Origin of the sequence: Microbacterium sp. BR1 (assembly GCF_002812725.1) — a bacterium.
GTDB lineage: Bacteria > Actinomycetota > Actinomycetes > Actinomycetales > Microbacteriaceae > Microbacterium.
Genome location: NZ_NMUN01000004.1, coordinates 158,645 through 178,072 on the forward strand (window position 1 = coordinate 158,645; position 19,428 = coordinate 178,072).

At 69.9% G+C, this 19,428-nt stretch carries 14 protein-coding genes and 1 tRNA gene; 13 read left to right on the forward strand and 2 right to left on the reverse strand.

Annotated features, from left to right (window positions below):
* The first annotated feature begins 101 nt into the window (after positions 1–101).
* From CGU35_RS05030 to serA, 5 genes are all read left to right on the forward strand, one after another.
* Positions 102–3,434: a lamin tail domain-containing protein gene (locus tag CGU35_RS05030; RefSeq protein WP_181003406.1), complete on the forward strand. Its 3,333-nt coding sequence runs from the start codon at positions 102–104 to the stop codon at positions 3,432–3,434.
* A gap of 43 nt (positions 3,435–3,477) precedes the next feature.
* Positions 3,478–4,365, forward strand: a complete 888-nt coding sequence (locus CGU35_RS05035; protein WP_100810519.1) for a CAP domain-containing protein — start codon at positions 3,478–3,480, stop codon at positions 4,363–4,365.
* A 58-nt stretch (positions 4,366–4,423) separates the two neighbouring features.
* Positions 4,424–5,074 carry a DNA polymerase III subunit gamma/tau gene (locus tag CGU35_RS05040; protein WP_100810520.1) on the forward strand — a complete coding sequence of 217 codons (651 nt, stop codon included), beginning with the start codon at positions 4,424–4,426 and terminating at the stop codon, positions 5,072–5,074.
* Positions 5,071–5,406 carry a bacitracin resistance protein gene (locus CGU35_RS05045; protein ID WP_100810521.1) on the forward strand — a complete coding sequence of 112 codons (336 nt, stop codon included), beginning with the start codon at positions 5,071–5,073 and terminating at the stop codon, positions 5,404–5,406. Before CGU35_RS05040 ends, CGU35_RS05045 begins: the two co-directional genes overlap by 4 nt.
* 289 nt (positions 5,407–5,695) lie before the next feature.
* Positions 5,696–7,285, forward strand: coding sequence for a phosphoglycerate dehydrogenase (gene serA, locus CGU35_RS05050; protein WP_100810522.1), 1,590 nt, complete (start codon positions 5,696–5,698; stop codon positions 7,283–7,285).
* Between the two features lie 178 nt (positions 7,286–7,463).
* On the opposite strand, the gene CGU35_RS05055 is transcribed toward serA, so the two are convergent.
* Complete coding sequence (locus CGU35_RS05055) at positions 7,464–8,009, reverse strand: TetR/AcrR family transcriptional regulator (RefSeq protein WP_100810523.1); 546 nt, start codon at positions 8,007–8,009, stop codon at positions 7,464–7,466.
* Positions 8,010–8,097: 88 nt separating this feature from the next.
* Between CGU35_RS05055 and CGU35_RS05060 the strand changes: the two genes are divergently transcribed.
* From CGU35_RS05060 to CGU35_RS05090, 7 genes are all read left to right on the forward strand, one after another.
* A complete protein-coding gene (locus CGU35_RS05060) occupies positions 8,098–9,705 on the forward strand; it encodes an MFS transporter (RefSeq protein WP_100810524.1) in 1,608 nt (535 codons plus the stop codon).
* Positions 9,668–10,714 carry a 3-isopropylmalate dehydrogenase gene (locus CGU35_RS05065; RefSeq protein WP_100810525.1) on the forward strand — a complete coding sequence of 349 codons (1,047 nt, stop codon included), beginning with the start codon at positions 9,668–9,670 and terminating at the stop codon, positions 10,712–10,714. Before CGU35_RS05060 ends, CGU35_RS05065 begins: the two co-directional genes overlap by 38 nt.
* 85 nt (positions 10,715–10,799) lie before the next feature.
* The gene (locus CGU35_RS05070) at positions 10,800–11,921 is read left to right on the forward strand and encodes a branched-chain amino acid aminotransferase (RefSeq protein WP_100810526.1); all 1,122 of its coding nucleotides are present in this window, start codon (positions 10,800–10,802) and stop codon (positions 11,919–11,921) included.
* A 30-nt stretch (positions 11,922–11,951) separates the two neighbouring features.
* The gene (locus CGU35_RS05075) at positions 11,952–12,716 is read left to right on the forward strand and encodes a fumarylacetoacetate hydrolase family protein (protein ID WP_100810527.1); all 765 of its coding nucleotides are present in this window, start codon (positions 11,952–11,954) and stop codon (positions 12,714–12,716) included.
* 6 nt (positions 12,717–12,722) lie between these two features.
* Positions 12,723–13,973 (forward strand): MFS transporter, encoded by a 1,251-nt coding sequence (locus CGU35_RS05080; RefSeq protein WP_100810528.1) that lies wholly within the window; start codon positions 12,723–12,725, stop codon positions 13,971–13,973.
* Positions 13,974–14,305: 332 nt separating this feature from the next.
* On the forward strand, positions 14,306–15,826 hold the full coding sequence (gene gltX / locus CGU35_RS05085) for a glutamate--tRNA ligase (RefSeq protein ID WP_100810529.1): 1,521 nt from the start codon (positions 14,306–14,308) through the stop codon (positions 15,824–15,826).
* Positions 15,827–15,896: 70 nt separating this feature from the next.
* Positions 15,897–15,968, forward strand: a tRNA-Gln gene (locus CGU35_RS05090).
* A 160-nt stretch (positions 15,969–16,128) separates the two neighbouring features.
* On the opposite strand, the gene CGU35_RS05095 is transcribed toward CGU35_RS05090, so the two are convergent.
* The gene (locus CGU35_RS05095; protein ID WP_100810530.1) at positions 16,129–16,716 is read right to left on the reverse strand and encodes a TetR/AcrR family transcriptional regulator; all 588 of its coding nucleotides are present in this window, start codon (positions 16,714–16,716) and stop codon (positions 16,129–16,131) included.
* Between the two features lie 108 nt (positions 16,717–16,824).
* On the opposite strand from CGU35_RS05095, the gene CGU35_RS05100 reads away from it, so the two are divergent.
* Positions 16,825–19,335 (forward strand): MMPL family transporter, encoded by a 2,511-nt coding sequence (locus CGU35_RS05100; protein WP_100810531.1) that lies wholly within the window; start codon positions 16,825–16,827, stop codon positions 19,333–19,335.
* Positions 19,336–19,428: the final 93 nt, after the last annotated feature.

Consider the following 19,428-nt stretch of genomic DNA (forward strand, 5'->3'; position numbering starts at 1 on the left):
GGTGTGACGGCCGGGCCTTTTCGTGTGTGCGCAATGCGCTGTTCACGCCGCACGCACCGGACGGATGCGGGGCGTTCAGCCGCGACCGCCACGCTCGGGGCGTGCTCCGCCTGGCGAAACGCCGCTCCGCTCACCTGTCCGCTCTCGCGCTCGGTCTCGGCGTCCTGACGCTGTCGGTGGGGGCGGTCACTCCCGCGGCGTCGGCGCGGGAAGCATCCGCCGTGCCGGCACCCGCGACATCCGCGGGTCGCGTCGTGATCTCCGAGGTCGCTGCGGGGTCGTCACGGTCGGACGCGGACAGCTTCTTCGAGCTGCGGAACATCGACGATCACGCGATCGATCTGACCGGGTGGCAGGTGTTCCGCTGTTCCGCACAGGGGCTGCGGTCCAACTACTCGCGGCCCGAGTCCGATCTCACGGGGGTCGTGCTCGAGCCAGGGGCCATCGCGACCGTCACACGCATCGGCGTGGAGCTCGGGGGAGCGCAACCCGACGGGCTCTTCACGCAGCAGTATGCGCCCACCGGGTTCGGCCTGATCCTCACGAACGCCTCGGGCGAGACCGCCGACGCGATCGCGGTGTACCCGACCGAACCGTGGCCGACCGAGAGCGAGTGCAGTGAGAACGGCAACGTCCCCGCATCCCTCGCGTTCGCCCTCGACGAGTCCTGGCAGCGGGTGCGCGACACGGGCGATGTCGCCGTCGATTTCGTGCGCGCCGACGCGACACCCGGGACGTCGGACCTCGGGCGTGTGACGAGCCCGAGCGGGGTCGTGGTGATCGACGAGATCGCCGCGGCCGGACCGGCGGGGTCGGACGACGATCTGATCGAGCTGAGTAACCCGGGAGCGGAGAGCGTCGATCTGTCGGGGTGGACGCTGTATCGCTGCGCGCGTGACGGCACCCTGTCGGACGCCACGGCCCAGGTGGTCTTCCCCGCGCGCACGACCCTCGCGGCGGGCGAGCGACTGGTCGTGAGCAGCCGGGGCGAGGGCGACGCGACCGCGGCCTTCACATCCCGGACGTCGCTCGCGGACACAGTGTCGGGGACATTGCTGGTGGATGCCTCGGGTCGGCGCGTCGACGGTGTCTCGGTCTCGAATCATCCGGACACCGCGTGCCAGACGGGTGACGAGAAGCTGGCGTCCGTGCTGGACTACCGCGGCGGCGAGAGCTGGCAACGCCACCCCGCGACCGGCGAGTGGCTGATCGCCACGCGCACCCCGGGACACCCCAACGCGCGCACCGATACGCGCCTTGCCGGCCAGACCGTGACCTACCCGGCGACGCCGTCCGTTGCGATCAGCGAGATCGCGACCGACCCCCTGATCGACCCCGCCGGCGCCGATGCCGCGGGAACCGAGACGACACGGCACCACCTCGTCGAACTCGGCAACTATGGCAGGCGTGCCGTCGACATCGGCGGGTGGCGCCTGGTGGCGTGCGGCGACGACGGCTTTCGGGAACCCGACGACTTGGTCGTGATCGAGCCGGGCACCCGCATCGAGCCGGGGGGAACGTGGGTCGCGGCGCTCGAGGGAACGGATGCCGCGGGCACAGCCCAGGCGCGGTTCACGGCCGAGTTGGACTTCCGCGGCGCGGGCGTCTGGGTAGAGGACGCCTCGGGCGTGCGCGTCGACAGCGTCGGGATCTTCCACGCCAACGAGATGGACCACTCGATCGAGCGGTACAGCCCGTGCACGAAGGGCATGCCGCTTTCGACATTCGTGGTCGACCGGATCGCCGGAGAGACGTGGCAGCGCGCCCGGTTCACCGGTACCGACGCCGACGACTTCGTGCACGCGGGTGCGACGCCCGGCTCGCTCGACGAGCGTCCCTGGATCGAGACGGGCGAGCTCACGCCCGCCGCCGCCGGGAGGATCGCCGCCGTGCGGACCGAGACCCGGATCGCGGCCGTGTCGTCCCGTGCCGCGGAGAGCGTTGCGCCGAGCGCGCTCACGGGCGACGCGGCGACGATTATCGAGGCATTCGCCGGATCGAGCGAAGACGGCCCGCTGACGCAGCGGAGCGCGCCCAACGAGCAGCGCGTCGTCGACCCGGCACTCGTGGCCGGCCGCGACGATGCGTGGGCCTATCCCTATGTGCGTCTGCGCGTCGCGATGCCCGAGGCATCCGCCGTCGTCTCGTGGGCGGGCTCCGCGACGGGTGCGGCGCCCGTGCGCCTGTCGGTGTGGGTGCCGCGGGCGGGCACCTGGCGGAGCCTCGACGAGGCCGAGGCGGCACGTGAGGGCGGCACACACGAGATCGTGCTGTCGGGTGAGGTGCGCCCCGGTGAGGTTTCGGCGGGCGTGGCCGAGATCCTCGTGCAGGTCGTCCCGGCGCGTGCCGCGACGGACCGCACGGGCTTCGCCGATCCGGAGGACTACGACCTGGCGGTCAGCCACATCACCGACACGCAGTACCTCTCGGAGGCGTACCCCGAGGTGTACGCCGAGCAGCTCGCGTGGATCCGGGCCTCCGAGGAAGCGCGCAAGATCTCGTTCGTCGCGCACACCGGCGACCTGATCCAGAACTGGGTCGACCCCGACCAGCAGCAGCCCCGTGCCCGGCGCGAGTACGAGGTGGCGTCGACGACGCAGGCAACGCTCGACGCAGCGGGCATTGCGAACAGCGTTCTGCCGGGCAATCACGACAACAAGCGGGGCGTGACGAACGACCTGTTCAACGAGTACTTCGGACCCGACCGGTACGCCGGTTCGCCCTGGTACGGCGGATCGATCGCGCCCGACGACAACAGCGCCAACTTCACCCTGTTCGAGCGGGCGGGCGCCCGGTTCCTGGTGCTCTCGCTGCCCTACGGCTACGCGGAGCGCGAGCTCGCGTGGGCGGAAGAGGTCGTGTCGCAGAATCCGGATCGCAACGTCATCGTGGCGACGCACGAGCACCTGTCGGCGACGGGCCAGGACAACCCGCCCTCTCGTTCGTCCAGTTCGCGCTGGCTGTCACGGGCCGATGAGCTCTGGACGCGGGTCGTCGCCCCCCACCGGAACGTCGTGCTCGTCCTCGCGGGGCACTTCCACGGCCTCTCGCGCATCGACACCGCGGATGCCGGTGGTATCGCCGGGCACGCGGTCACCGAGCTCCTCGCCGACTACCAGGAGTTCCGCACGCACACGGGTGAGCGGGCGACGGGCTTCCAGCGCCTTCTGCAGATCGATCTGGCGGGCGGGACCGTGCAGGTGGACACGTTCTCGGCCACGCTCGGCGAGCACGCGAGCTTCCCCTACGACTACGAACAGGCCGTCGCCGACAACGGGCACGACACGTCCGGATCGAACGCCCGTCCCTGGCGCATCCTCGACCACGGACTGCAGAACCGGTACACCGCCGCGGACGACGACTTCTCGGTGCGTCTGTCGTTCCAGTTCGACAAGGCCGTGCAGACGTCGGCCGTGATGATCTCGGCGCGCTGAGCGGTTCCCTGTCGAGCGGTCGTGCGTCGCCTACCGTGAGTGGATGCGCTTCTTCGACCGCGACCCGAACCGCGCCCCTCGTCGGGCGAGAGGCGTTCTCGCCCGACTCGTGCTGACCATGGCGCTCGTCGTCGGTCTGGGAGCGGGCGGAGCGGTCACTCCGGCCGCGGCGTACGACGAGGACACGATCGTCGCACTCGCGAACGACGCGCGAGCGCAGAACGGGCTCGGCGGTCTGGTTCGGAACGGCTCGCTCGACGCCGTCGCGCTCACCTGGGCGAATCAGATGGCCGCGAACGGCTCGATCTCGCACAACCCCGCCTATGGCTCCCAGATCCCGGGCGGGTGGCGCGCCGCTGGCGAGAACGTCGCCCAGGGCTACGGGAGCGGGGCGGGCTTCCACAGCGGATGGATGGGATCGGCGCCGCACCGCGCCAATATCCTCGGCGACTTCACCGACATCGGCACGGCGCTCATCGAGGCGAACGGCACCACCTGGGCCGTTCAGGTCTTCGCGAATTACCCGGGCAGCGGACTGCCCGCGCCGGCCCCGCCCGCTCCCGCGCCCGCGGCCCCCGAGCAGGCCCCGGCAGCTCCCGCCCCGGCGACCCCGGCCGATCCAGCAGCCGACGCCGCAGCGGCAGCTGCTGCTGCCGACGCCGCTGCTGCCGAAGCCGCGGAGGCTGCCGCCGCTGCGGCCGAGTCCGCGGCGACCGCCACGCCTTCGCCCGCGCCCTCGGCCCGGCACGCAATGACCTCCGCCCCGACGCCCGGACCCCAGGCATCCGAGTCGTCCCCGATTTCGGGCCCTGCGCCGTGGATCGGCGCGGGAGTGCTCCTGCTCGTGCTCGCGAGCGCCGTTCTTGCGTGGTTCGTCGCGCGGTTGCTCGTGCGGCGCGGCCGACGTCGTGCTGCCGGTCCTCACGTCTGACTCTCGCGCTGGTCGTGAGCCCCGCAGAAACGGGTCGTCGCCGGGCTACTCTGGGGACATGCCGCGACGCGACGAAGACGCCCTGAGCTGGGACGGCGACGACGACCCCACGCTCGAAACGGGAGTGCCGGCAGCGCCGGATGACGACGCCGCCCCGGTGCCGCCCGCATCGCTGCCCGAGGGATGGACCCCGCTCGGTCGGGGGAGCGAGTCGGTGACGCACTCCGGACCGACCGCGTCCAGCACCCCGCCGCCCCTGGCGCCGCCTCCGCCGGTCGCACCGTCCGCGGGCGCCGGAGACGGACCCTCCGCCGCGACGTCGACGTCGACGGCGTCGGTGACGTCCGGGACGACGGAAGAGTCCGCGGCATCCGAAACGTCCGTCGCCACGGCGGACGAGCCCGAACCCGAGGGCCTCGGCACAGCGGCCCTCGTCTCGATCGGTGTGCTCGGCGGCGTATACCTGCTGTTCGCGATCGGCTGGCTCGTCGGCGGACTGCGTCTGCAGGGCCGGTATCAGGTGCTCGTGACCGATTCGATGTACCAGGGTGCGCTCTGGCTCGCGACGGCCGCGCCGCTGATCTGGTTCGCGACGACGATCTTCGCCACGCGCAAGACCCGCGCGTGGGTGCGCTGGCTCTGGCTGTCGATCGGGGTTCTGCTGCTCATCCCGTGGCCCTTCCTCATGATCGGAGCCGTGGGACGATGACGGATGCCTCGATCCGCGTCACGCGGACGCCCACCTGGATTCTGGTCGCGATCGGCGGCTTTTTCGCGCTGTTCTACGCCTACGCGCTGTGGCAGGCGGTCGGGAATACGATTCAGGCCGCCCAGATCGGTCTCAACGCGCTCGGTTGGTTCATCTGGATCTTCGCGATCCTGTTCCCCGTCCTCGCGTTCGCTGTGTCGTTCGCCCTCAGCTACCGGTGCGGCGCAGCGGTCTATGCGCTCGTGCTGCTGACCGGGCTCGGGCTCGTCGCGGTCTTCTGGCTCAACGTGATCGCCTACACGAGCCTGAACACGAGCGCCGTGGTCGGCTGAGGCACCCGCGCTCCGTCACGCGCGATCGAGCACCGTCACGCGCGATCGAGCACCGTCAAGCGATCGAGCACCGTCACGCGCGATCGAGCACCATCAAGCGGCGTCACGCGCACGGAGCGCGTGCCGGGAGCCGATAGGCTTTTTCTCGCCTCGCCCCGTTGTCTTGCAGGCGTGCGGCGCGGCCCACAAGACTCCCGCGCGCGAGCACGGGGTCGAAGAACCGCCACGCGCTCGCGCGCGGACATCACCGCACGCGAGCGCGCAACACAGCGCAACACGAAGGAACACCGTGACGAAGCCCGTCGTCCTGCTCGCCGAAGAACTCTCGCCCGCCACCGTCGACGCGCTCGGTCCCGAGTTCGATATCCGCCGCGTGGATGGGACGGATCGTCCCGCACTGCTCGCCGCCCTCGCCGACGCGAGCGCCGTGCTGATCCGCTCGGCGACGAACATCGACGCCGAGGCACTCGCCGCGGCCCCCGTGCTGAAGGTCGTCGCGCGTGCCGGGGTCGGACTCGATAACGTCGACATCAAGGCCGCCACCGCCGCCGGTGTCATGGTCGTGAACGCGCCCACCTCGAACATCGTGTCGGCCGCCGAACTCACCGTCGGCCACATCCTGAGCCTGGCCCGCAACATCCCCGCGGCGCACGCCTCGCTCGCGGAGGGTCAGTGGAAGCGCAGCAGCTTCACCGGCACCGAGCTGTACGAGAAGACCGTCGGGATCATCGGCCTCGGACGCATCGGCGCGCTGATCGCGGCCCGTCTGCAGGCCTTCGACATGCGCGTCGTCGCATACGACCCGTATGTCACGCCCGCGCGTGCCCAGCAGCTGCACGTCGAGCTCCTGCCGTTCGAAGAGCTGCTGCGCACGAGCGACTTCGTCACGATCCACATGCCGAAGACGCCTGAAACGACGGGCATGATCGGCGACGCCGAACTTGCGCTGATGAAGGACACCGCCTACGTCGTCAACGTCGCTCGCGGGGGACTGATCGACGAAGACGCCCTGCACCGCGCCCTCTCGGCCAACATCATCGCGGGCGCCGGGCTCGACGTGTTCGTCGACGAGCCCCCGAAGAACTCCCCGCTGCTCGCGCTGCCGAACGTCGTCGTGACCCCGCACCTCGGTGCCTCGACGGACGAGGCTCAGGAGAAGGCGGGTGTCTCGGTCGCGCGTTCGGTCAAGCTCGCGCTCGAGGGCGATCTGGTTCCGGATGCGGTCAACGTGGCGGGTGGCGTGATCGATCCGTTCGTCCGGCCCGGTATCGCGCTCGTCGAGAAACTCGGCCAGGTGTTCAGCGGGCTCGCGCACGCGGCGCTGACGAGCCTCGACATCGACGTGCGCGGCGAGCTCGCGGCCTACGACGTGAGCGTCTACCGCCTCGCGGCCCTCAAGGGGATCTTCACGAGCATCGTCAGCGAGAACGTCTCGTACGTCAACGCACCCCTGTTCGCCGAGCAGCGCGGTATCGAGACGCGCCTGCTCGTCGACCCGGTCAGCGAGGATTACCGCAACGTCACGACCCTGCGCGGCACCCTGAGCGACGGCACCGTCCTGACGGTCGCCGGAACCCTCTCGGGCACTCGCATGGTCGAGAAGATCGTCGGCATCAACGGGTACGAGATCGAGGTTCCGATCGCGAAGCACCACATCGTGATGCTCTACACGGACCGCCCGGGGATCGTCGCGATCTACGGCCAGAAGTTCGGCGATGCGGGCATCAACATCGCAGGGCTCCAGGTCGCCCGCAGTCAGCGCGGAGCGCAGCTTTCGGTGCTCACGCTCGACTCGCGCGTCCCGGACGAGCTGCTCGACGAGGTGCGCGAGGCGATCCAGGCCGACCTGCTCGTGCAGCTGGAGATCACCGAGGCCTAGTTCGCCCGGATCGACCCTCCGCGAGACGCGTCTCGACTCGTCGCCGCGTTCGGGCCTCCGGCATCGGTTCGTCGTCACGCGTTGGTGCAGAGGTTAGCGATGGCTGCGTCGATCCGTGGCGCGGATGCGCGGGTGTGTAGCCATCGTGTTGCGCGAGACCCCGCGAGGGAGGGGGAGATCAGAGACCGGCGGATGTCTCGACCAGGGCGATCAGCGCATCCATCTCCGCGCCGCGGGGGACCGGGCCCGGGATGTTCCCGCCCGCGAGGGCGTTGTTGAAGTAGAGCCCGTCGCTGACGAGCATGACCAGGTCGAGTGCCGCGGCATTCCGTGTGTGCGGTCGCAGTGCGTCACCCCAGCGCTCGCGCACGAGGCGTAGGGCGGCGCTCGCCGAGACGTTGCCGCCCTGGGCGAGGCGTGAGGTGGCGAGGATCGCTCGATCGAGGGGGTCGTTCTCCATGACGGAGTTGCGCAGGAAATAGGCGATGGGGCCTTCCGCCGCGGTCGTCATGGCCGTGATGTCGTCGGTGACCAGGGCGTCGAGCCGGTCGATGACACCGGACTCCAGGGCGTCCTTCGATCCGAAGTGGTAGAGCAGCCCACCCTTCGAGACCCCGGCGGCGCGCGCCGTGGCATCCATCGTCGCGGCGCGCTCGCCCTCGTCGATCAGGATCGCCTCGAAAGCGTCGAGCACGCTTTCTCGGGCCCGCGGGGGTCGACTCATGCGCTCGATCGTACCCAGTGGTCGCCCAGCGAAATATCGCGCATGTCTGTTACTATACCGGCTGGACGGTTTACTTACGGAACGGATCATGGCTACACAGATTTCGGCGTCGAAGCACGCTGGCACGACTCCGCTGGCGACGAGCGGCAAGGCAGGACCCCGCGCGTGGGCCGCGCTCGCGGTGCTCATGCTGCCCGTGCTGCTCGTCTCGGTCGACAACACGGTGCTGAGTTTCGCGCTGCCGCAGATCGCGCTGCACCTCGAGCCGACGAGCGCTCAGCAGCTCTGGATCGTCGACGCCTATCCGCTAGTCCTCGCCGGCCTCCTCGTCACGATGGGCTCGCTCGGCGACCGCTTCGGGCGCCGACGGCTGCTGCTGATCGGGGCAACCGGATTCGGTGTGCTCTCGATCGCCGCCGCCTTCGCCCCCTCGGCGGAATTGCTCATCGCCGCCCGTGTCGGCCTCGGCTTCTTCGGCGCGATGCTCATGCCCGCGACGCTGTCGTTGCTGCGCACCATCTTCCGCGACCGCGAACAGCGTCGCCTCGCAATCGCCGTCTGGGCCGCGGGATTCAGCGCCGGGATGGCGTTGGGCCCGATCGTCGGCGGGTTCCTGCTCGAGCACTTCGCGTGGGGCTCCGTGTTCCTGCTCGCCGTGCCCGTGCTGCTGCCGTTGCTCGTGCTCGCGCCGATCCTCGTGCCGGAGAGCCGGGACCCCCACCCGGGCCGCATCGACATCCTGAGCATCGTCCTGTCGCTCGGCGCGATGGTTCCGTTCGTCGCGGCCATCAAGTCGCTCGCGGTCGACGGTTTCACGGGCCCGGCCCTGCCCCTCGTCGGGCTCGGTGTGCTGGTCGGTGTGCTGTTCGTGCGTCGTCAGCTGCGACTCGAGACCCCGCTGCTCGACATGTCGCTGTTCCGCCGCGGCGGATTCAGCGGCGCGATCCTGGTGAACCTGCTGAGTGTCGTCGCCCTCGTCGGCTTCCTGTACTTCGTCGCGCAGCACCTGCAGCTCGTCCTGGGGCTCAGCCCGATGGACGCCGGCATCGCGCTGCTTCCCGGCCTCGCTGCCATGATCGTGGCAGGTCTCGGTGTCGTGCCGCTGGCGCGTCGCCTCGCGCCGCGCGTGCTGGTTCCCGCCGCCCTCGGGCTCTCGGTCCTGGGGTACCTGATCGTCGCGCTGACGGCGGGGGATGGCTCGCTCGCCATGCTCATCGTCGCCTTCATGTCGCTCGGCGCCGGTGTCGGCATGGCCGAGACCGTCTCGAACGAGCTGATCCTCTGGAACGCTCCTTCCGCAAAAGCGGGCGCGGCATCCGCCGTCTCCGAGACGGCCTACGAACTCGGCGCGGTGCTCGGCACGGCGATCATGGGAGGCATCCTGACGGCGTATTACCGCGCCAACCTGCTGCTGCCCCCGGGGCTCACGCAGGACGCGGCGGATGCCTCGCGCGAGACGCTTGCCGGCGCGATGGCCGCCGCTCAGGACCTTCCCCATGCGATCGGTGAGTCGCTGCGCAGCGCCGCCGCGCACGCGTTCGACGGGGGAGTCGTCATCACCTCGCTGATCGGGGCACTGCTGATCGTGATCGCCGCGGTGATCGCGGCCACTACCCTGGGAGCATCCCGTCCCTCTGCACCCCAGGAGCAATCGAGCAATGTCGCGCGTCGTGAAGCTGGCACTCATACCCGGTGACGGGATCGGACCCGAGGTCGTCGCCGAGGCCGAGAAGGTCCTCGACGCGGCCGTCGAGAAGACGGATGTCTCGTTCGAGAAGACGCGATTCTCGCTCGGCGCCGCGCGGTTCCTCGAGACCGGCGACACCCTGACCGACGACGACCTGGCGAGCATCGCGTCGCACGACGCGATCCTGCTGGGCGCCGTCGGGGGAGTGCCGGGCGACCCGCGGCTGAAGAACGCCAACATCGAGCGTGGGCTGCTGCTGAAGCTGAGGTTCGAGCTCGACCACTACGTCAACCTCCGCCCCTCGAAGCTGTACCCGAGCGTCCCGGGGCCGCTGTCCGACGCGGGCGAGATCGACTTCGTCGTCGTCCGCGAGGGCACCGAGGGTCCCTACGTGGGCAACGGCGGGTCGCTGCGCACCGGCACACCGCACGAGGTCGCGACCGAGGTGTCCGTCAACACCGCGTTCGGCATCGAACGGGTCGTCCGGTACGCGTTCGACCTGGCCGAAAAGCGCGCGAAGAAGGTCACCTGGGTGCACAAGACGAATGTGCTCGTCTACGCCGGGTCGATTTGGCAGAGAATCGTCGCCGATGTGGCGGCGGAGCATCCGGATGTCGCCGTAGACTATCTGCACGTCGATGCGGCAACGATCTTCTTGGTCACAAACCCGTCCCGCTTCGACGTGATCGTCACCGACAACCTCTTCGGCGACATCCTGACCGACCTGGCCGGTGCGATCACCGGCGGCATCGGTCTCGCCGCCTCCGGAAACATCAATCCGGACGGCGCGTTCCCGTCGATGTTCGAGCCCGTCCACGGATCGGCGCCCGACATCGCGGGGCAGCAGAAGGCCGACCCGACGGCGGCGATCCTCTCCGTCGCCCTGCTGCTCGAGCACCTCGGACTCCCCGAGGCGGCCGACCGCGTGACCCGCGCGGTCGAGGCCGACATCGCGGACCGTGACGGCGGCTCCCGCACGACAAGCGCCATCGGCGACGCGATCACAGCTCGGCTGTAGCCTGAGAACTTCGGGATACCCGGCCGGCTTCGCGATGTCGCTCTGGTGATGACGCGCCGCCCCATCTTCGATCGGCAGGACTGACATGACCCTTATCGACAACCCCGGCACGGGGAGCGACCGCGACGCCGGACTCGCGCCCCTGCAGTTCCTCGTCTCGCGGAACCTCCAGGCCAAGAGCGCCGAGCAGCGCTCGAAGATTCTCGAGAATCCGGGCTTCGGCGTGCACTTCACCGACCACATGGTCGACATCTGCTGGTCGGTCGGCGGCGGCTGGCACCGTCCGCGCGTCCAGCCCTACGGTCCGATCAGCCTCGACCCGGCCGCCGCCGTGCTGCACTACGGCCAGGAGGTCTTCGAGGGCATCAAGGCGTACCGGCACGCGGATGGCTCGATCCACACGTTCCGGCCCGACCAGAACGGTCGTCGGCTGCAGCGCTCTGCCCGTCGGCTCGCTCTGCCGGAGCTGCCGGTGTCGTACTTCGTCCAGTCGCTCGAGGAGCTCATCAAGGTCGACGGCGCCTGGGTTCCGGATGCCCCCGACCAGAGCCTGTACCTGCGCCCGTTCATGTTCGCGAAGGAGGCGTTCCTGGGTGTTCGGCCCGCGAACAAGGTCAACTACTACGTGATCGCCTCGCCCGCCGGCGCGTACTTCACGGGCGGCGTGAAGCCGGTCACGATCTGGCTGTCGGAGGACTACGCGCGCGCGGGCAAGGGCGGCACGGGCGCGGCCAAGACCGGCGGCAACTACGCCGCGAGTCTGCTGCCGCAGTCCGAGGCGTACGAGAACGGCTGCGACCAGGTCGTGTTCCTCGACTCCGACGGCAACGTCGAAGAGCTCGGCGGTATGAACATCGTGTTCGTGTACAAAGACGGCACGGTCGTGACCCCGATGTCGGATTCGATCCTCGAGGGCATCACCCGCGACTCGATCCTGCAGCTCGCCGAAGACCGGGGCCACAAGGTTCAGGGTCGCGCGGTGTCGCTCGCCGAATGGCGTGAGGGCGTGGCATCCGGAGACATCGTCGAGGTGTTCGCCTGCGGCACGGCCGCCGTCGTCACGCCGATCGGCGGGCTCAAGGGCCGCACCTTCTTCGATGAGCAGCCGACCGGATCGCTCGCGCTGTCGCTGCGCGAAGAGCTGACCGACATCCAGTACGGCCGCCGCGAGGACAAGCACGGCTGGATGCTGCGCCTCGACGCCTGAACGGCAAACCGTCGACAGTAGGCTGATCGGGTGAAGATCGTACGGTTCAGCCACGAAGAGTCCATCCGCTACGGCATCGTCGACGAGGCCGAACTGGTCGTGCTCGAGGGTGACCCGATGTTCGCCGGATTCGGTACGACGGGCGAGCGCGTGCCGCTCGGCGAGGTATCGCTGCTCGCGCCCGTGATCCCCCGCTCGAAGGTCGTGTGCGTCGGCAAGAACTACCACGACCATGCCGCCGAGATGGGTGGGGAGGCTCCCGCGGAGCCCCTGCTGTTCCTCAAGCCGAACACCTCCGTGATCGGGCCCGGCGACGCGATCGTGCGGCCGCCCCAGTCTTCGCGCACGGACTTCGAGGGTGAGCTGGCGGTCGTGATCGGGCGCATCGCCAAGAATGTGCCCGCGGCATCCGCTCTCGACTACGTCTTCGGCTACACGCTCGGCAACGACGTGACCGCCCGCGACCTGCAGAAGAGCGACGGGCAGTGGACGCGCGCGAAGGGGTTCGACACGTTCTGCCCGCTCGGGCCCGCGATCGAGACCGACTTCGATCCAGCCGAGGCGACGATCCAGACGCGTGTGAACGGCGAGGTCAAGCAGAGCGCGCCACTGACCGACATGATCCACTCGGTCCCCGACATCATCGCCTACGCCTCGGCCGTGTTCACGCTGCTGCCGGGCGACGTGATCCTGACGGGCACGCCGGCCGGCATCGGCCCGGTCGTCGCCGGTGATGTCGTCGAGGTCGAGATCGCGGGCCTCGGCGTGCTGCGCAACCCCGTTCGCGACGCGTAGGTCGCCGTGACATCCGAGGCGGGCGCCACGCTCCCCACCGATATCGGTGCCGTCCAACGCCGCACGGTCCTCGTGCTCGCGTCGGGTCAGGTTCTCGGGGGACTGGCGCTCGGCGCAACGATCTCGCTCGGCGCGCTGCTCGCGGCGGACATCTCGGGCGACGATGCGCTGTCCGGCCTCGCAACCGCGTCGCTGACGCTCGGCTCGGCCGCCCTCGCGGTGCCCCTCGCGGCACTCGCGCGGCGTCGGGGCCGCCGCATCGCGCTGTCGTCGGGCATGCTGATCGCGCTCGCGGGCGTCGCGGTCGTCATCGCGGCGGCATCGCTCCGGCTGTTTCCGCTGCTGCTCGTGGGATTCGTGCTGATCGGGTCGGGCACCGCCGCCAACCTGCAGTCGCGGTTCGCCGCAGCGGACCTGGCGACGGACGCGACGCGCGGTCGGGACCTGTCACTCGTCGTCTGGGCGACGACGATCGGCGCGGTGCTCGGTCCGAACCTCGTCGGCCCCGGGGAGGCGATCGGCGCGGCCCTCGGGATGCCGACGCTCACCGGCCCGTACGTCTTCACGATCGGGGCGCAGCTGCTCGCGATCGCGCTGTATCTGCTCGCGCTGCGGCCCGACCCGTTGCTGCTCGCGGCGCGGCTGCGCGACGCGGTGTCGAAGGATGCGCGGACCCGGGCCGTGATGCATCCGGATCGTCCCCGCGTTGCGCGCTTCGCGATCTTCGCCGTCGCCGCGAGTCACGGCGTGATGGTCGCGGTCATGGCGATGACGCCCGTGCATCTGCTCCACCATGGCGCGACGCTGACCGTGATCGGGCTGACGATCAGCCTGCACATCGCCGGCATGTACGCGCTCAGCCCCGTGTTCGGCCTGTTGGCCGACCGGCTCGGCCGACTGCAGACGATCGCGGTCGGGCAGGCTCTGCTGCTGGCATCGCTGCTCACGGCGTGGCTGTGGTCGGAAGTGTCGGCGGCGGTGACCGTTTCGCTGATCCTGCTCGGGCTCGGCTGGAGCGCCGCGACCGTCGCGGGGTCGGCGCTGCTGACCGAGGCGACCGCGGAGCCGCTGCGCACCCGCAGGCAGGGTCGGAGCGACTTGGCGATGAACCTCGTCGGTGCCGCGGGCGCGGTCGGCGCGGGCGTCGTGCTGGGCTGGGTCGGCTACAGCGGGCTCGCGCTCGTGGCGATCGTCGCGGTCGTGGCCGTCGTCGCCGGACTCGGGGTGGTGTGGCGGGAGTCGCGGCGCGCGACCTGAGCCTGGGCATCCGATCTGCTCTGCTCGTGTGAGCGGCGGTTCGCGTGCTCGTGCGGGTGGTCCTTCGCGGCATCCGGTCGTCGCGGGTGCGCGGCGGGCCGCGTGCACGACGTCGCTTATCTGCTCGGCGCGCGGCGGGTGGGCCCGGTTCTGCTCGGGGCCGGGCGCGCTGCGCGCGCAGATCCCCGACGTTGTGCACGCGGAGGGGTCTGAGGCCCGGGCGCCGGGGCTGGGCCGGGCCGGCGGGGGAGTCCGGCCCGGGGCCGGCGGGGGAGCCCGGCCCGCCACTCGCGCCGGATCCGGGCCCCCGCCGCGAGTAGGCTGGGGTCGCCATGTCTGACGCCCCCGCATCTGCCCCATATCCCACCACGACCGCGACCGGAGCGGACGTGCGCGTGCGCTTCTGCCCCTCGCCGACGGGCCTTCCGCACGTCGGTCTGGTCCGCACCGCCCTGTTCAACTGGGGGTACGCGCGTCACCACGGCGGCACGATGGTGTTCCGCATCGAAGACACGGATGCCGCGCGCGACAGCGAGGAGAGCTACGCACAGCTGCTCGACGCGCTGCGGTGGCTGAAGATCGACTGGGACGAGGGTGTCGAGGTCGGGGGACCGCATGCTCCGTACCGGCAGTCGCAGCGGCACGAGATCTACCGCGAGGTGCTCGACAAGCTCATCGCGGCCGGCGCCGTGTACGAGAGCTACTCGAACGCCGAAGAGATCGATGCCCGCAACGAGGCCAACGGTCGCGCCAAGCAGCTCGGCTACGACAACTACGACCGGAACCTGACCGACGAGCAGAAGGCCGCGTTCCGTGCCGAGGGCCGCGAGCCCGCTTGGCGCCTGCGCGTGCCGGACGAGGACGTCACATACGAGGACCTGATCCGCGGCGAGGTGACCTTCCCGGCCGGATCGTTCCCGGACTTCGTGATCGTCCGGGCCGGAGGCATCCCGCTCTACACGTTCGTCAACCCGGTCGACGATGCGCTCATGGGCATCACCCACGTGCTGCGCGGCGAAGACCTCATGCCCTCGACCGCGCGCCAGCTCTCGCTCTACCGCGCCCTGATCGACGCGGGCGTGACGACGTTCATCCCGCGCTTCGGACACATGCCGCTCGTGCTCGGCGACGGCAACAAGAAGCTCTCGAAGCGCGACCCGCGCGCCGACCTGTTCCTGCAGCGCGAGAAGGGGTTCATCCCCGAGGGGCTCCTGAACTACCTGGCCCTGCTCGGCTGGTCGCTGTCGCACGACCGCGATGTCTTCTCTCTCGACGAGTTCGTCGCGGCTTTCGACATCGTCAACGTCAACCCCAACCCGGCCCGGTTCGATCAGAAGAAGGCCGAGTCGATCAACGGTGACCACATCCGGATGCTCGAACCCGCCGATTTCGCGGAGCGCATCCTGCCGTACCTGGCGTCGGCGGGTCTGATCTCGATGCCCCCCACAGCGCGGGAGGCCGAACTGATCGAGGCATCCGCTCCTCTCGTGCAGGAGCGCATTCCGCTGCTCGGCGACGTGCCCGGGATGCTCGGGTTCCTGTTCGTCGACGAGGTGACGTACGACGACGACGCCCTTGCGGGGTTGCCCGAGAACGCGAACGAGGTGCTGGTCGCCTCGGTCGGTGCGCTCGAGCTCGTGCCCGAGTCGGAGTTCCGCGCCGCGGCCATCCAGGAGGCCATGAATTCGGCCCTCGTCGAGGGGCTGGGGCTCAAGCCCCGCGTCGCCTTCGGACCGCCGCGCGTGGCTCTGACGGGCCGCCGCGTGTCGCCGCCGCTGTTCGAATCGATGGAGATGCTCGGCAAGGCGGAGTCGATTCGTCGCCTGGGCGCGCTGGTCGAGCACCGCGCATAGGCGGGGCGGTTTGGAAGGGCCCTCGCGGTCGTCTAGACTGGATCGTCGGCACGGTTTCGATCGTGACCGGTGGGGTATGGTGTAATTGGCAACACGGCGGTTTCTGGTTCCGTTGTTCTTGGTTCGAGTCCAGGTACCCCAGCAAGCAAGGCTCTCGATTTTCGGGGGTCTTTTTTGTTGCCGCCCCTGACTGCCCTGCGAACGGACGCGACACGCCGTGTGGCTCCACTGCCGACGGCGTGTCGCGTCCGTTCGCGGGCGTGGGCGTGGGACACGGGTGCGGGAAACGGACCGCCCAGGGCTCAGCTGCGGGTCGGCGCCGCGCCGAGCACGGCGTCGAGCAGGCGCTCGGCGTCGCCCGGCTCGATCGGGGCGCGGCTCAGCGCCCGCAGCAGTACGGCTCCGATCAGAGCCTCCGCGAGCTGTTCGACGGGCGCGCCCTCGGGCAGGTTCGGCGCGGTTCCGATGGCGCGCGACAGCCGGCCCGACACGGACTCGGACCCCGAGAGGCTGTCGCGCAGCCGGCGCCCGATCTCGGCATGCTCAGCGGCTGCCGCGATCAGAGAGCGCAGGATCGTCTCGCCCTGGGCCGACTCGAGGAGCGCGAAGACCTCGCCGAGCCAGGCGGTGAGATCGCGACGGATGTCGCCGGTGTCGGGGAGCAGCAGCCGCCCGTCGAGCAGCTTGCCCTCGAGGAGGCACTCCGCGACGACCGCGCCCTTCGAGGGCCACCAGCGGTAGATCGTCTGTTTGCCGACTCCGGCCCGGGCGGCGATGCCCTCCATGGTCAGGTGGTCGTAGCCGCGCTCGGCCAGGAGGCCCGCGGCGGCGTTGAGGATCGCGAGGCGCGCGGCTTCGCTGCGGACGGGGCCGCTCCGGGGAAGCGTCATGATCGATCCTCAGGTTAGACGAGACGGTCCGTGTTATCTTATCGGTGCCGATCGATGCGGAGCGGGCCTCATCGATGGGGCACGCCTCCGCGAATCTGAGGGAGAGTCGTGGCCGAACTGTTGCACCGTCTGGGATCGTTTGCCGCTCGACGGGCCTGGACCGTCATCGTCAGCTGGTTCGTCATCCTCGGCATCGCCGTCGGCGGCTTCCTCGTCGGGTTCGCGGGACTGAGCTCCAGCTTCGACATCCCGGGAACGGCGTCGGGCGACGTCATCGCCGAGCTCGAGGAGCAGCTGCCCGACTTCAGCGGCGCCTCGGGCATCGTGGTGTTCCACACCGAGGACGACGGCGCATTCACCGACGAGCAGCGCGCCGAGATCGCGGAGCTTGTGGAGTCGGGCCGCGACCTGCCCGATGTCTCCGACGTGATCGATCCCTTCGCGACCGATCAGCAGCTCACCGACCAGCGCCAGCAGGTCGAGGACGGGCGGACGCAGCTCGCGGATGCGCGGCCTCAGGCGGAAGCGGGCGAGGTACAGCTCGACGCCGGTCAGGCGCAGCTGGACGCCGGTCAAGCACAGCTCGACGCGGCGCGCTCCCAGCTCGAGGCGCGGGGATTGCCGACGACGGCGCTCGATGCCCAGCAGGCGCAACTGGATGCCCAGCAGGCGGTCATCGACGACCAGCGCCAGCAGCTGACGGACGGCCTCGCCACGATCGATGAGAACGAGGCCGAGCTCGAGCGGGGCGCCGAACTGCTCTCGTTCGCGGACGGCATCCGCGTCGTCTCGGAAGACGGCGCCACCGCGATCGTCAATGTGCAGTTCTCCGAACCGCGCCTCGAGCTCGCACAGGAGTCGAAGGACGCCGTGATCGAGCACTTCGAGTCCGAGCCGATCGAGGGCGTCGAGGTGGCGTTCTCGACCGACATCTCGCAGGGCGTCCCCGAGATCCTGGGTGTCGGCGAGGTGGTCGGTGTGGCCATCGCGGCCATCGTCCTCGTCGTGGTGCTGGGCTCGATCCTCGCCGCGTCCTTCCCGATCGTCACCGCCCTGGTCGGAGTGGCGATCGGGGCCATGGCGACGCTGTCGTTCTCGGGTCTTGTGCAGATGGCATCCGTGACCCCGATTCTCGGCGTGATGCTCGGGCTCGCGGTCGGCATCGACTACTCGCTCTTCATCATCTACCGGCACCGGCGGCAGCTGCTCGAGGGCGCCGACGTCCACGAGTCGATCGGACTGGCAAACGGCACCGCGGGCAACGCGGTCGTGTTCGCGGGTGCGACGGTCATCGTCGCGCTGCTGGCGCTCAACATCACGGGTGTGCCGTTCCTCGGTGTCATGGGAACGGCCGGCGCGGTGAGCGTCGCGGTCGCGGTGCTGATCGCCGTGTCGCTCACCCCCGCCCTGCTCGGGCTCGCGAAGTACCGCATCCTGAGCAAGCGCGCTGTGGCACGGGCGCGTGCGGCGGATCCGGATGCCGTGGCTCGGGCATCCCGGTCCGTACGTCCCATGTCGACCCTGCGTGCCGTCCTCACGGTCGTCGTCGCCACCGTTGCGCTGCTCGTCGTGGCGATCCCCGCGCTGTCGATGCGGCTCGGCCTGCCCGACGGCGGGTCTGAGGCCGCGGATTCGTCCGCCTATCGGGCGTTCACTCTGACGGAGGAGTCGTTCGGCGCGGGCGCGAACGGGCCGCTGCTCGTGACGGCGTCGCTGCCGGCCGGACTCGACGACGACGCAGCTCTCGACGCGCAGCTGAGCGTCGCGCGCGAACTCATGGCTCAGGAGGATGTCGTCGCGGTCGCGCCCGTCGCGCTCTCGGACGACAATCGGCTCACCGCGTTCCAGGTGATCCCCGCCGAGGGGCCGAGCAGCACCTCGACCGAGACGCTCGTGCGCGACCTGCGCGATGTGCCCCCGATCGACGGCGACATCACGCTCGGCGTCGCCGGGCAGGCCGCGATCAACATCGATATCTCGGAGGGGCTGGCGGATGTCCTTCCGCTCTACCTGCTCGTCGTCGTCGGCCTGTCGTTCCTGATCATGGTGATGGTGTTCCGATCGCTCCTCGTGCCGCTGATCGCGACCGCCGGATTCGTGCTCTCGCTCTTCGCCACCTATGGCGCGGTGACGGCGGTCTTCCAGTGGGGATGGTTCGGCGAACTCTTCGGCGTGCACAACCCGGGGCCCATCCTGAGCTTCCTGCCGGTGATCCTCGTCGGCATCCTCTTCGGTCTCGCGATGGACTACCAGCTCTTCCTCGCATCCGGAATGCGTGAGGCGTGGGCGCACGGGGCGCCGGCTCGGCTCGCGGTCGCGCAGGGCTTCCGCGCCGGTCGCTCGGTCGTGATCGCCGCGGCGCTCATCATGGTCGCGGTGTTCTCGGGCTTCATCACGTCCGAGTCGGTCATCATCAAGTCGATGGGACTGGGGCTCGCCCTCGGCGTGCTCTTCGACGCGTTCGTCGTGCGGATGCTGCTGATGCCCGCGCTCATGCACCTGCTCGGTCAGGCGGCCTGGTGGCTGCCGCGCTGGCTCGATCGCATCGTGCCGAACGTCGATGTGGAGGGCGCGGCCCTCGAGCGCCGGCATCCGGTCCATCACGGGCACGTCAGCTGATTCCTTCCGAGTTGCGACGCCGTCGATCCATCCGCGAAGTCCTCTGATGCGAAACCTGGCGGTGGGACGCGGTCGCTCAATAGAGTGTGCATT